This window comes from Desulfatiglans sp. (assembly GCA_012513605.1).
Taxonomy (GTDB): domain Bacteria; phylum Desulfobacterota; class DSM-4660; order Desulfatiglandales; family HGW-15; genus JAAZBV01.
This window is the reverse complement of the sequence record JAAZBV010000061.1, coordinates 1-14651: the sequence shown is the minus strand read 5'-3', so window position 1 is coordinate 14651 and position 14651 is coordinate 1. Positions and strand designations below refer to the sequence as shown.

The window sequence follows — 14651 nt, the reverse complement described above, 5'->3', positions numbered from 1 at the left end:
TTTTTCAAGCCGTTCTCCTCTGTATCTGGGATTAAATCTTTTAATATACTAATAATCCCTTGCCTCTACCAGAGTGGCTCAATTCTTAACGACCATTTTTGGCTCAATTTATCACGACCAGCTACAACGCAATGTTACTGACCCCAATTATCCCATAGAAGTCTTAAGTGATGGATATAAAATGATACGTGCATATCGAGAGGAAGCATTAAAAATAAAAGGAACAAAAATACCAGCAAAGGACAAAGTAGAATGGGGTTGGCAGATAACTATAAAAAATAAAACCAGTAGGAATATAAAAGTGTATATAGAATATTTCCTCACTGACCAAGATGGGTTTCAGGTTGGTTATGGAAATATATTTATAGATGATGCAAGAATACCAGCTGGACAAACAATTATTTTACAAGAAAAGGCAACAATGCCTTATGAAAATGTTAAAATGGTATCGAAGAGTTTTTGGAAAATTGAACCATTCTATGAATAGTGAGGATAGAATGATAAAAAGTTTATTACTATTATTGTTGATATTATTTTCAAATAACCTGCTAGGCGAATGTATAGAAGGAAATTGTTATGAAGGTCATGGCACTTTTTATTTTAAAAATGGATTAAAGTATGTTGGTGAATTTAAACAAGGTAAGATGACAGGTCAAGGCACTATTACAAATTCTAATGGTATGAAATTCATTGGTCAATTCAAGAATGGTTTACCTCATGGACAAGTGCATCTAATCTATCCGCAAGGTCATCCAGATATTAAGGAATATATTGGTGAATGTAAAAATGGAAAGCGTGATGGTAAAGGCACTTTAATTCTTCAAGGAGGAATAAAATACATCGGAAATTTTAAGGATGATAAATTTCATGGATATGGGACAACAATAGAACCTGATGGAACTAAATTTATTGGAAAATATGAAAATAATAGAATGAGCAATGGTAAATGGATCATTGTTTATCCCGGCGGCGGTAAATATGAGGGTGATTGGAGGGATAATAAAATGGATGGCAATGGAACCTTTATTTATCCAGATGGAGGGAAATATGCTGGACAATGGAAGGAAGGTAAAAAACATGGTTACGGAACCTATATTTACCCTGATGGAAGTCGATATGATGGTGAATATTTATATGGTAAAAGAAATGGGACTGGCACTGTAACCCTCTTTGATGGAACTAAATATTCCGGTATTTTTAAAGATGATGAGATGATTAATCAATGAGTTATTACAGAAGACCCCCCTTAAATTTCTGAAAACTAAACAACTAATACATTTTATATGTTGGGCACTCCGCCATTATTGATTGTGGCACTTTCAGTATCACTGCCCGGGCACCCATGCCAGAGACCCGGATACACACACCCATTATTTTCAGTTTATTCGAATGATTTCCTATAAAAAAAATTTATTTTTCATGCAAGTTCTTGTCAGTTTCATTTGGAAACCCTTCCCCTTGCAGGACTTTAACCTTTCCCTCTTTATCGACCTCAACTACATTTTCATATTTTTCTCTTAAATATTTAATGCCTTCCTGATGTTCCTTTTCATAATTCTCATTCATTTTCTTAATCATTGGTTCCCATTCTCTAAAACCTTCAGGCGGTATTTCAATAGGTCTATTCTTTGTCTGATTATTCATATATTCCATTTGTTTTTTTACAGCATCCCGTAAATCTTGGTCAGAAACAATATTGTATCTTGAAAAGATAGATGCGGTTTGATGTCCTAAAAGTTCCTGCGCCACTCGTTGTGGAACACCTGCTCTTACATAATTCCTCGCCGCCGTTCTTCTAAAATCATGTTTTAACTTCCCATTTAATCCTGCCCTTTTACAACTATTTTCCCAGGCACTTCTTATATCCTTAATCCTGTCTGTATAATTCTTATTTGTAAAAACATAGTCAGGGGCAGATTCATTAATTCTTATTCTTTCAACTCGTTTTGACCAAATGTCCCTTATCATCTCAAGTATATTATCAGGCATATAATAGTGTCTGCCTTTTTTATTCTTTGTCATACCCGGGGGAATGGTAATAACACCATTATCAATATCAACCATATCCCATGTAATATTAACCACTTCACTAAATCGCCATCCGGTAAAATACATGAATGTCACCAGTGGTTTGATATGTTCAGATGCCTTTTCCATTAACTTCAAAAATTCCCAATGTTCAAAAAATCCTTTTCTGATATTATCTTCTCGTAAAAGTTGTATTGTAGGCACTGCGCCTATCATCTTTCTCTGATGCAGAATGGAAAATCCCCTTTTCAGTAATTGTAGTTCCCTATTTACCGTTGCAGGGCGGATTGGTTCTTTCTTTTGGTTTTTACATTTTGTCAATCTGTATGATACATATTCTTGAATATTCCGCTCTGTTATATCTACAATCTTTGTATCTTCCCTAAAATAGGCGTAAAGAATTTTTACCTTCAATTCTGCGATATGAAAGGATTTTCTACCGTTCGCCTTGTAATCAAGTAGAACCTGTTCCATCATCTCTTTAAATGGAATTTTCGCTACCCCACTTATTCCGGCATGTCTCAGTAGTTCCTGTTCTTTATCCTTGGCAATCAAATTCGCCTTCTTTAGGTTCTTTGTTTTAGTAGACTGCCTGTGTAGTTTCCCAGAAAAATACCACTTCATCCAGTAGAATGGACTGCCATCTCTCTTGTAAACATTGACATCCATAATTCGCCTCTCAATGGAAAATTATTGACACAAAATTAACACAAATGTGAATTGATATTAGATAAGTTACTGTATTTAGTCAATAAATAATATTGCTAAACAAGTTTCAGGGTCTAGTGGGGGTTCCCCCGTAGGAGTTCAAGTCTCCTCTTCGGCACCATCCCTTTAAAAATTATATATATCCTCTGCCAGATCGGGGTTATCAATAAGTCTTTTGGCAAAATTGATATATTTATTAACAATAGCCTTTACAGCAAGCTGTAAGGCATATGCCTTTATGGGCTTTTCAAGCAGATAAGTTATATTTGCTGCAATACACATGTTGACAACATCGTCACTGGCATTTCCTGACATTATTATGGCATCTTCATAGATCATTGGAAACTTAGAGGCCAGGGAATCAAGAAACTGGAAGCCTGTATAGTCCTTCAGAAAGACATCTATAACAAAAATAGATACACATGTCCTCTGACTCTTGCAGTAGACAATCGCCTCCTCAACATCACTGAAGGCGATCACATTTCCCCAGGTATAAAAACGTTTTATAATGTCTGATACAAGTTCACAGACCTCTTTGTTGTCATCAACAACAATCACATTCAATCCGTCCGACATGGCAAATTCCTCCTTTAGCGGAGCCCCGACTATAAGTACATAGTTCAAAAGATAATGTCACATCATGTCCCAATCCCTTTATCCCGCCTTAAGACAGATTGCCCATTCTACACCGGCTTTTAATATTGATAAACAAAAAAAACAGGATGATTAATCACAATAGCCATATTTATAAATATGGGTGGCATGAGGATTATCAGGCATGATAACAAATTTTGTGAGAATTTTTCCATACTTTTGTTCCAAAGCGCCTTTAACCCTTATCAACATCCCTGTGCCTTACCAGGAGATATAACCCCATTTTATCAAACTCTTTCCGGAAAATCTCTGCCAGACGATTTATTAATGAGACGGAGCGGTGTTTCCCTCCTGTGCATCCGACAGCAATGGTAAGGTGGGTCTTCATCTCTCTCTGGTAAAGTGGCAATAAAAAGCGGATCAGGTTTTCAAGGTGCCTCAACAGCTCCTTTGTTTCATCCCATTTCATTACATACTCGTACACCTTCTGATCATTACCATTCAGGTTCCTGAATTCTTCCACAAAATAGGGGTTGGGCAGAAATCGGACATCCATAACTATCTCAGCCTCAGTCGGAATGCCAAAGCTGTAACCGAAGGATATAAGCGAGACTGTCATACGGTTAAGGGGATTCTCCTCCTGGACATAATGCTGTATCTTCTGTTTAAGTTCATGGACGCTTATTGTTGATGTATCAATGACCTGATCAGCCATGTCCCTTAAAAACTGCAACAGCCTTCTTTCCAGGTGCAGGCCGTCCCTGATAGAGCCGCCCACTGCCAAAGGATGCTGACGCCGTGTCTCGCTGAATCTCTTAATCAGGATTGTATCCTTTGCCTCCAGAAAAAGAATTTCAATACGATAGCCATCCTTTTTCAGGTCATTTAAAATCCTCCGGGATTCCTCTGACATATCTATTAACTTTTCCGCCTCTTCCGGTTTCATGGGCGGCTTTTCCAGACTGGCAGGGTCTGACCGGGGCCTGAACAAAGGACGGGATGCCTCTTCTCTTATATCTTTTACCACCGCAACCTTTGATATCTTACCGCCTGACTGTTCACACAGCTCCAAGAACTGCGGCAAAAGAAGGATTGGCAGGTTATCGACACAGTAGAACCCTATATCTTCCAGGGCCTTGATAGCGGTTGTCTTTCCGGAACCGGAAAGGCCACTGATTAGAATCACCCTCAGATTTTTCATCTTTTTTACCCTTTATGAGAATATTTTTTTAATCATGCAATGGCACAGTCATTTATCCTTATGCATAAATACCAGGTTCCGAAAAAATCTTACCAGCTCCTTTTTCCGGTTATACTCTTCCAGTTGATAGGGTATAAGTTTTTCCGGAGACCAGCGAAGGAGTGACATCTCATACTCCATGATCCTCCCATAGGAGTTGTTCAGATACCACGCGTATAACAACCCGAAAAGCAGGCCAGGCGGAAGAAATCCTTCCTGGTCATTAAGGGTTATACCAAAGGTAAAAGGGTCATGGGGACTTTCAAGCATGCGGGCAAACCTGAGATAACAGCGAAGGGCACTGTCATCAAGGAAACATGCGCGGTCAATTATGGGCCGCAGCCGGATCTCATAACGCCTCATTCCCCATGAAGAGATATCCTCTCCATTAATCCATTGCCGGTAATCAATATACCTTCCCAGTAGTGATTCACCCAGGGCCGTAAGAAGACTGGCCCTGAGGAGGTCGGGATCCCTTTCCGCCTGCTCATGTATTTTAAGTAAACCGTCTTCAGGCTCATAATATCCAAGTAAATTATCCCATTCCCTGCTCCTTGACCATCCTGCTGCAGGGACAATCTTTACACCCCTGAAATATTTAAGATGTTCAATGCGGATATCACGATTCTCCCAGATAATATCAAGCATGGTTTTCCCGAGGCTTTTAGGAGTAAAATTTTTTCCGGAAAGCATTGCCTTTACCTCGGAATGATAGGAAGAAAAAAGAGGCGAATCTGTATAAACCATGCCTTTATGCCTTTTAACCTTTGGCCTGGATGAGGTTTGTTCTTTCTTCAGATTTAAATGTCTGTGAGCGATAAGAAGCGCACGGACAGCCAGAGAAAACTTCTGCGGGTCATGATGGATCACATTGGCCGTCCTCAGTCGTTCAGGTGAATACATGGTGGCCTCAACAGGCAGTATCCCCATGCCTTCCACCCTTTCACGGTCAAGATATATGGGGCTTTTGCCTTCCAGCGCATAATTACGGATAACATCACCCGGTATATGTTCCAGGTTTGCGCTCAGCACCACATCAAACAGACCGTCAAACCCTCCTTCGATGTTCTGGTCATATGCCTCAATCAGCTCTGAGACATGAAAGCCGCGGCTCATTCTATGGCGGGATATATCAGTTTCCCCTGCCTGTACCCAGAAATTTGCCCCCAGGATCTTGAGCGCCTTTTTATTATTACGTATTGTCCTTATAACCGGCGTAAGCTGAAGTATGGGCATAATTGAGGTATAGAGGCTTCCAGGGGCAAAAAGAATAAGGTCCGCATTTTTTATCGCCCTGATTATATCTGCGCTTACAGAGGCGTCATCACGGCATTCCACGAATAAATGATCTATGGGCAGACGGCGCTGGGTGATGGCTGCCTTGTTTTGTCCCCTCACCGCAACCCCGTTGCTGTATCTTAATACAAGCTGGCCGGGCGTGGCGGTCGCTGGATGCAGAAATCCGGGATTTACACCAATAGCATCGGCGATAACTCTAATACCCGCAAGTATTGCATTAAGATCAGGGGGGAAACATCCTGTTTCATCTGCTGATCTTAATATGGCTGCCGCAAGTATAAGGTTACCCAGGCAGTGGCCTCCGGGTTCTATTACAGGCCCCTTTCCACCGGGAGAAATATATTCTCCAAGCGTTAAAAAAAGGGTCTTAAGAGGCTCAGGGCAATATCTCCTCAAAGGCCTTGCCACAGAAAGAAACGGGTTTGTGACATGCCGGAAATCGTTAAAGCCCTCATCAAACCTTCGATTGAATATTGCATGAAGGACGCGGATCAGATTCATTGTTGAGACATCATCAAGACCATATCTCTTCTGAAGATTCGCACGAAGGATCAGGGAAAGGAGAACCTTCCGGATGTCGCCTATCCCGATTATTGGTAACTGTCTGAGGAGCTGGCCTGTTGAACCCCCGTCATCTGTCGTGCACACCACTACATCAAGCAGAGGGAATTCCTCCTTTAGCCCCACAAATGGATTCTCCAGCCATTCGTCGATACGGGAGTCTCCTCCAAGCACCGTGGAAAGCCCGGTTCCCCCTCCGAATATCACTACCCTTGTATTGCTGCATTCCGATAACCGGATCTCCCTTGCCAGAGCAGATATAGAATTCTGCCGGCGCCCCGAAGGGGGAGTCTGATTAATGACCTCCTCAAGGAGAAGGTCAATGTATCGGCCCAGTTTGGATATTTTCATATGGAGCAGAAACCTCATGATTATAAGAGCCCCGCGCATAACGGGCGCATGGCTCAGCAGGTGCTGTAGTATTTTTATTAATTTAATTTTAGTGAAAATATATGGGCAATACCTTCATGTGTCAATTAGAAAATCAGATCACAGCAGCCTGCTTCATATTAAAATATATTTGATAATCTTGTTGAATTAATTTATACAAAGCCATTTCAGGAGCATATTATGGAAACCAAACTTCGATGTCATGATAAAATCATTGAGCTTGTTAACAAAGGTGTTGATATCCCTAATCCATTCAGCCTTGACCTGGGCGATGAAATAAAAACAGAAAACATTTCCTCTAAAGGGGTAAAGATCTACCCGGGTTGCAGGATCTATGGCGAAAAAACCGTTATCTCCGCAGGCGCAAAGATCGGCTATGAGGCGCCGGTTACAATAAACAACTGCCAGCTTGGGCAAGGGGTGGAGCTAAAGGGGGGCTTTTTTTCAGATTCCGTGTTTCTTGAAAAGGCCAACATGGGCTCCGGCGCCCAGGTGCGTGAGGGGTGTATCCTTGAAGAGGAGGCAAACGGCGCCCACTGTGTAGGCATTAAGCAGACTATCCTCTTTCCATTTGTAACACTGGGCAGTCTTATCAATTTCTGTGACTGCCTGATGGCCGGAGGCACGAGCCGCAAGGATCACAGTGAGGTCGGGAGTTCATATATACATTTCAATTTTACACCTGACGGTGATAAAACAACCGCATCACTGATAGGTGATGTGCCCAGGGGCGTGATGCTCAATCAGCCGGCTATTTTTCTGGGAGGCCAGGGAGGCATTGTAGGCCCTTTACGCATGGGGTTCGGGAATGTGGTCGCAGCCAATTCCGTGCTGCGCAACGATTTTATTGATGACAATAAACTGATTGTAGGCAAATCCTATCAGGGAAAGACTATTGATTACAGGCCAAAGGCATACCCCAGTCTCCGCCGTATTATTCAAAACAATATTATCTATCTTGCAAGCCTTACGGCCCTTCATGAGTGGTACACCCATGTGAGACGCCCGTTTTTTGATTCACAGGAATTGGGCAGACTTGTCTTTGATGGGGCAGTTGAGAAACTGGCAATGGCAAAAAAGGAACGCATCAAACGGCTGGAGGTGCTTGCCGGAAAGGTCAAGACGCAGGGAGATGAAGATAACAGCCTGACAAAAGGTAGAAATGAGTTTTATTCAAAATTTGCAGAAATAGCCGGGCTTTTTTCCGGTGAAAGGAAGAACAGCGTGGTCAACAGCTCTGGAGAGGCATTCCTGTCGGCCTTTGAAAAATCATTAGACGGAAAGGGGTCAGATTATATATCAGTCATACAGGGGCTTCCTGCTCAGGCGTCTAATAAGGGCACCATATGGCTTCAGGTGATCATTGATGCCTTATGTAAAAAGACAGGGGAGATTATACCATCCTTTGGACTCTTTGCCGGATAATCATCTATCTGCTGTAACTGTATAAAATTATACCTGTGGAATATCCAAAGGTATTTAAGATTATGTAATTATATTTTGTCCTTTTTTTATAAACTCTTAAGGAGGATCCTTTATGGGAAAATTATTTGGTACTGACGGAGTCAGGGGGGAAGCAAACAGGTATCCGATGAATGCACAGATCGCATTTGCCATTGGCCAGGCGGTTGTATATATACTTAAAAAAGAGCGGGCGCGTCCAAAGGTTGTAATAGGTAAAGACACCCGCATATCCGGCTACATGCTGGAGAGTTCTCTTGAGTCAGGCATAACCTCAATGGGGGGTGACCCTTACCTGCTAGGGGTTCTGCCAACACCGGGAATCGCCTTTGCTGCCCAGAGCATGAGGGCCGATGCAGGCATTGTTATTTCAGCATCTCACAACCCTTACCAGGATAACGGCATAAAGATTTTTTCAGGTAACGGATTCAAGCTTTCTGATGAACAGGAAGAGGCCATTGAAGACCTGATGCTGAGTAATACCCTGCATGAACTTGTGCCTCCTGTAAAAGAGATGGGCAAGGCCTTTCGCCTGAGCGATGTAAATGGCCGTTATATTGTATTCCTCAAGAATACATTCCCAAGGGATCTCTCCATTGAGGGGATGAAGATAGTCCTGGACACAGCCAACGGCGCCACCTATAAAGTCGCCCCTTCTGCCTTCTGGGAACTGGGAGCAGATGTAGATGTGATTCACAATTCCCCCAATGGTGTTAACATTAATGATAATTGTGGCTCTCAGCACACCGCTGACTTAAGAAAAAAGGTTTTGGAAAAGGGGGCCGCAATAGGTCTTGCCTTTGACGGCGATGGTGACAGGCTGATAGCTGTAGATGAAAAGGGTAATGAAATAACCGGAGACCAGATCCTGCTTATATGTGCAAATACCCTCAAGGAGCAGGGCCGTCTTAAAAATGACCTTCTTGTAAGCACCATTATGAGCAACCTGGGGCTCCGAATGGCCTGCAAAAAATATGGTTTCGGGCACCATGCCTCCAAGGTGGGAGACCGTTATGTACTTGAAGACATGATAAAGCTTGGCGGGGTTATAGGTGGTGAAGAATCCGGGCACATGATCTTTCTTGATCAGCACACAACTGGCGATGGTATAATCACCGCCCTGCAACTGATCGCCGCTATGGTCAGGTCAGGCAAACCCCTTTCAGAACTGGCCAAGATGATGGATATCTTTCCTCAAAAGCTTATAAATGTCGATGTAAAAAGAAAACCTGATATAAATACAGAGCCTGAAATCATGGAGATAATAGAGCAGGTGGAAAAGGAGCTGGGGGATGAAGGCAGGGTGCTTGTCCGCTATTCAGGAACCCAGAATATGTGCAGGGTTATGGTCGAGGGGCCGTCTGAAGATGTTACAACCAGATTTTGTAAAGAGATCGCAGATGTTGTCAAAAGGATTCTGGGCTAGACAGATATAGCAATTTAAAAGAGATCGGAGAGATAATATGCCTGTTAAGGTTATAATAACAAATGATTTTGAACATATGAGCAGGATAGCGGCTGATACAATAAAAAAGGAACTCCTTAAAAAATTAAAGGTGAAAAAGGGGGTCGTGCTGGGGCTTGCAACAGGCAACTCACCTACAGGCATGTATAAATATCTTGCAGAGGCTGCAAACATGGGTGAGTTTGACACTGGCCGGATCAGAAGCTTCAACCTTGATGAATATGTGGGGCTCCCTGGTGAAAACCCTCAGCAGCGTATTATGCACCCTGAGAGTTACTGTTTCTTTATGATTCAGCAATTCTTCAGCCTTCTTAAAAAGAAATTCATACAGACAAGCGTTCCATTCGGATCGCTGATAGATCAGAAAAGGCTTATAAGTGAACTGAAAAAATACCCGGGTGACTGGGAGTTCAAAGGCACTGATGTCGGAAAATCCATTTCAATAAGGCAGAAGGCCAGATCGGAATATCTTGCCTGGATAAAAAAAGAGATCCTGGACGGGTATGCGGGTAAAATCAAAAAAGCAGGTGGCATTGATATCCAGATTATTGGCGTTGGTGGCCGTGGTCACGTTGCATTCCATGAATCCGGTATCCCCTTCAAGGGAAGCTCTGTAATGCTGGTGAAACTTGATAACAACACCATAAAAAATTCTGTGATAGATGGGCATTTCTCCTCTGTTAAAGAATGCCCCAATTATGCCATATCAATGGGAGCGGAACTGGTCTACAAGGCCGGAACAGTTGTGTTACTAGCAGACGGAAAAAGAAAGACAGAATCAATAACGCGCTCACTGCTGGGGGAGGTAACCCCGGATGTCCCCATTTCCTATGGGCAGAGATATGCTGAAAGCAATGGAAACCTGATATACATAGTTGACAAGGTAGCAGGGAGGGGATTGCTTGAAAATATGCCCCTACTTAAAAAGAAGAAGATAAAGATTGAGGAGCGGCCATAGACTTGGGGTAAAATTGTTTTGAACCCGCATCGGGCATGACCATCAAGTCAAGCAGTGCGGGTTCAAATGAAAGCAGCCTTTGGCCTAGAAGCTGTAAGTAACCTTAGCCGCGTACATCTCCCAGTCTTTTTTAAAGGTATGCGAATTATCCATACCTGTATTTTCTGAAAGTGGTAGGCCCGCAACACCCTCAATCCTGTGGCCTTCTAGCTTTATGGCCCAATACTCGTTAATGTCAAAACGTGCGGTCAGACAAATATCATTGTTATAGGCCCTGTATATCGGATCAAGCGGTTGAAGCAGGTCTGCTACGGCTATTGCGCCATTACGATCGTTCCTGTTTCCATAGTTCTCAGAGTAGTAACCACCCAGCTCGAACCAGTCGGTAAAGCGGTAGGTTGCCCCCACATACCATCCGGCCGGTTTTCTGTATATTGGTGTTGATGGTGTATATACGCCTGCCCATTCTGTCTGCCCCAAATAAGCAAAGGTCTCATTAAAAGAATTGGCCACATTGGGGTATACCCCCTGTGTATTGATTGTCAACTCACGGTCTGACAACATATACTCGGCAACTACCATAAGATTATTCCAGGTATATTCTGCAGAAAAGACATAATTTTCTGTCTTAACGTCAGTTAAAGCATTAAAAGCATACTCATAGTAAACTGGTAAACTGGTTTCAGAATCAAACACAGGAATACCGGTTTCAGGATCCATTGCCATAAACATGTAGCTGAAAATCCCTGCCCCTGCTGGGTATGCGCCATAGGATACGAGATCCATTTTGGCAACCTGTGCAGAGCCGCCTATCCGCAGGCCTTTTAGAGGTGTTTTCCATGTAAGGCTCACGGCATATTTTTTATCGACGTTGATGTCCTGGTTCCTCATATAAGGATCAAATGTATTAATACCCATCAAAGACTGTGCAAGAGACTCATTGGCATCTATATTCTGAGTCCCGGCAAGGGCCTGGTAAGAGAGCCCTCCGAACATGCCCAGATCAGCGTTGCCGTATATACCAAAACCCATCAATGAAAGAGCCGCATCACGCTCAATCTCCGGGTATACACTCTGTGGTAAAAAAATCCAGTTTCGCAGCATATCCACATCACGGGTCTCATTATAAAGACCATGGGGTGTCTTGATCTTGCCGACCCTAAGTCCAAGCCAGTCTTTCCAGCGGTAATCCCCATAAGCCCAGTCCACTGTAATTTCGTTATTGCCATAGTTTCCAAGGTCTCTAGAGAAGAGCTGTACGCCAACACGCATATTTTCTGTGAGTTGCTTGCCGAAGTTTATACCAATCTCGTTAAATTCAAAGGTGCCATCTGAGGTGTTCCCCATAAAATTGTTGTCTGAAGTGGTAATATACCCCTGCGATATAAAACCATGAATGTCTATGCCCCCAAGTTCTGCCGCGCCCGCACAGGTAAAACCTGATAATATTAAGATAAGTAATAATGATATAGTGTGTTTTATTTTCATGATATCCTCCAATTTATTTTAGTCAGGAATAATATGTTATTAATTCAGTTCTTCTATTTAACAGTCAAAGTCTTGACTGAACCAGTATCTGCACCGCCTGTTACAAAACCTATAGAGCCATTGTTATCCTGGATAAATTTCAACATCTCTGCATCAGACTGAAGCATGGGCGGCATTTCTCCCTTCCCGGAAAAAACCTGGCTTCGCCAGTGGCGTATATATCTGATGTTTGTGTAATACATGTATTCCCTGAGAAATATCTTGTCGGTAGGGTCAACCTGTAAATAGGCAAATTTAATCTTGCTTCCATCTTCCCATGTTGTTTGCTCCCCAAGAAAGATTTTCTGAATTGTTTCCTTTGATAGAGTGCTTACTGAAAGGTTTTTGTTTCCCACAATAATTGTATCTGAAGCCAGCACACTGGTTTCACATAAAGCAAGAAATACAAGTAAAAAACCAATCATGATACTAAATCTTAACTTGCTATGATCTCTCATTTTCATCATCCTCCATTTTGGCTGCAAAAAAGACAGCTTTGTTGTTCTTCATTCGCTAAAAATTAACCCTGTTTTTACCAGGTCACATCAAGGAAACAATCAGAAATGAGAGGTCACAGAATACGAATGACCTTTATGAATGAGGCACGAATGGTTTTCTTTGAATTAGGCCAGAGAAATAATATCGCGATACAAATCACGTTTATCTGACAAACTCATTTATTTTTATATCGATTCTTAATTTGACAAAAACCGGGTATAACCAGAAGAAAAACAACAGAAAAACAACTTAAGAAAGGGTGTGACCTTCCCTAAAATACAGCTCATGAACAACAGCAAAATCTAAAACCGGTAAAACAAATATATTTTAAAATTTCAATGCAAATATTTTTCATATCTTATAAATCAAAATACTAATTCGTCCCCAATCAATTTCCTTTTTATCTCCTTATGTCTCTTAAAAAACCCCTATGCAAGTAGCGGCGAATAGTTGATTTTATTCAAGCCTGGTAATTTTTGAGCTTCTAATTATTTGACTCCTACATTGCACCTTTTATTCTGTTATCTAAACAGTTACACTCTTATCGGCAAAAAAATTAATTACCTTAAGATTATTTTTAAAAATTCTAATAAATACCGGTGTAAAACCTGAGAAGAGGCTTCTTTCGATAACCCTGAACAGCCATGCATGATTGATTTCTCTTTTACCCGATAGAGGAGTTTGAATAGGGACAACACCGCCGTCATTTACGAACAGATCGGGAATACAGCTTTTTTTTGGGGCTGTTAGAGAAAAAAACAGAGACAAATTATAATAGTAGTACCCTAACCTAACAGCATAGGAATATAAACAGTAAACAGAGGTGAGAGAAAGATATCTAAACGCCCCTTACAATGTTTTCAAGAATATCAGTATTGCTGATTATCCCCACCAGTTTGCTCCCTTCTGTAACAGGCATCCTCCTTACGCCAACCATCAGCATCATCTGAAAACAGTTATAAACAGAGAGTTCAGGATGCACACATATACATGGCTTTGACATTACCGCCTTAACCAGAATTGATTTTTCTATTGCTCCGGAATTGATAAAGCTTTCTACCACATCCTTTCTTGTTATTATCCCGAAGGAGTCATGAGGGTCATCGGGCATAATAATTAAACTTGAGACATGTTTTGCCATCATCTGTTTTGCAGCGGATATGATGCTCGAGTTTTTATCAATTATCATTACCTCCCTGTTCATCAGGTCGGCTACTTTTATAGATTTTACATCCATCCTTATCCTCCTTATCAGGATTAATTATTATTAAAGGTTACCTGATTCCTGCGATCAAGAAAAAACCTTGTTTTTCCGGGCATGTCGGTTTCCACATCCATAAAAGAGCCTTTTATAGTAACTCTCGTGCCTGCAAATACCATCCTGTTGATAGTAAGGGATGGCGGATGACCCGCTTCATCAATCTCTTTCTTATGAAGCTCCACCATATATTCGTTAAGCTTGGCCTCCATCTGAACAATACTGCGCCTCTGCTTGACAAGCTTATCAAGCTTAAACCTCATCTCTTTAGGGATTTCTGCATTGCAATTTTTATTCTTGAACCTTACGAGAATGATATCTATCTTTGCCTTCTGGTGCCTGAATTCCTCAAGGCGCTGCATGATCTTTTCTTTTCTTTCTGCCTGTTCAGCATTAACACCAATAATAATATTTGTCTTCACCCCTGCCGGGGAACCTGTTTCATTTGCCTTTATATACTTGAGCGCTGTAACAGTGCCTCCTATTATCCGCCCCTTTCCAGATGTTGCGTCTATAGCGCCCCCGGATGAGACACTGCTGTTACGAATATCATCGCGTATATGAATATCCCCCTTTGCATACACCTTTGCACTTTCTATGAAAAAGGCATTCAGCCCCCCCCCTGAGGTTATACTTGCATTATCGCCTCCCACAATCCCCCCAT

Annotated in this window: 13 protein-coding genes; 5 read left to right on the top strand and 8 right to left on the bottom strand. The window is 41.9% G+C overall.

Annotation, left to right across the window (positions count from 1 at the left end; translation table 11 throughout):
• Positions 1-181 precede the first annotated feature (181 nt).
• The gene (locus GX654_07885) at positions 182-487 is read left to right on the top strand and encodes a hypothetical protein (GenBank protein ID NLD36772.1); all 306 of its coding nucleotides are present in this window, start codon (positions 182-184) and stop codon (positions 485-487) included.
• A 10-nt stretch (positions 488-497) separates the two neighbouring features.
• The gene (locus tag GX654_07880) at positions 498-1226 is read left to right on the top strand and encodes a molecular chaperone Tir (protein ID NLD36771.1); all 729 of its coding nucleotides are present in this window, start codon (positions 498-500) and stop codon (positions 1224-1226) included.
• 184 nt (positions 1227-1410) lie between these two features.
• On the opposite strand, the gene GX654_07875 is transcribed toward GX654_07880, so the two are convergent.
• The 4 genes from GX654_07875 to GX654_07860 form a co-directional block, all read right to left on the bottom strand.
• On the bottom strand, positions 1411-2697 hold the full coding sequence (locus GX654_07875) for a site-specific integrase (GenBank protein ID NLD36770.1): 1287 nt from the start codon (positions 2695-2697) through the stop codon (positions 1411-1413).
• Positions 2698-2862: 165 nt separating this feature from the next.
• On the bottom strand, positions 2863-3312 hold the full coding sequence (locus tag GX654_07870; protein ID NLD36769.1) for a response regulator: 450 nt from the start codon (positions 3310-3312) through the stop codon (positions 2863-2865).
• Positions 3313-3565: 253 nt separating this feature from the next.
• Entirely contained in the window at positions 3566-4531 is a 966-nt protein-coding gene (gene rapZ / locus GX654_07865) for an RNase adapter RapZ (GenBank protein ID NLD36768.1), read from the bottom strand.
• 48 nt (positions 4532-4579) lie between these two features.
• A complete protein-coding gene (locus GX654_07860) occupies positions 4580-6799 on the bottom strand; it encodes a YvcK family protein (protein NLD36767.1) in 2220 nt (739 codons plus the stop codon).
• A gap of 201 nt (positions 6800-7000) precedes the next feature.
• On the opposite strand from GX654_07860, the gene GX654_07855 reads away from it, so the two are divergent.
• The 3 genes from GX654_07855 to GX654_07845 all read left to right on the top strand — a co-directional run bounded on the left by GX654_07855 (position 7001) and on the right by GX654_07845 (position 10704).
• Complete coding sequence (locus GX654_07855) at positions 7001-8245, top strand: UDP-N-acetylglucosamine pyrophosphorylase (protein ID NLD36766.1); 1245 nt, start codon at positions 7001-7003, stop codon at positions 8243-8245.
• A 112-nt stretch (positions 8246-8357) separates the two neighbouring features.
• Positions 8358-9707 (top strand): phosphoglucosamine mutase, encoded by a 1350-nt coding sequence (locus GX654_07850; protein NLD36765.1) that lies wholly within the window; start codon positions 8358-8360, stop codon positions 9705-9707.
• Positions 9708-9744: 37 nt separating this feature from the next.
• The gene (locus GX654_07845) at positions 9745-10704 is read left to right on the top strand and encodes a 6-phosphogluconolactonase (protein NLD36764.1); all 960 of its coding nucleotides are present in this window, start codon (positions 9745-9747) and stop codon (positions 10702-10704) included.
• Positions 10705-10788: 84 nt separating this feature from the next.
• Here the strand turns inward: GX654_07845 and GX654_07840 are convergent, their stop codons facing one another.
• The 4 genes from GX654_07840 to GX654_07825 all read right to left on the bottom strand — a co-directional run.
• Entirely contained in the window at positions 10789-12192 is a 1404-nt protein-coding gene (locus tag GX654_07840) for a hypothetical protein (protein ID NLD36763.1), read from the bottom strand.
• Between the two features lie 53 nt (positions 12193-12245).
• Entirely contained in the window at positions 12246-12689 is a 444-nt protein-coding gene (locus GX654_07835; GenBank protein NLD36762.1) for a hypothetical protein, read from the bottom strand.
• An 878-nt stretch (positions 12690-13567) separates the two neighbouring features.
• Entirely contained in the window at positions 13568-13966 is a 399-nt protein-coding gene (locus GX654_07830; GenBank protein NLD36761.1) for a CBS domain-containing protein, read from the bottom strand.
• Between the two features lie 20 nt (positions 13967-13986).
• A partial coding sequence (locus GX654_07825; GenBank protein ID NLD36760.1) for a DUF342 domain-containing protein occupies positions 13987-14651 on the bottom strand: 665 nt, incomplete at its 5' end.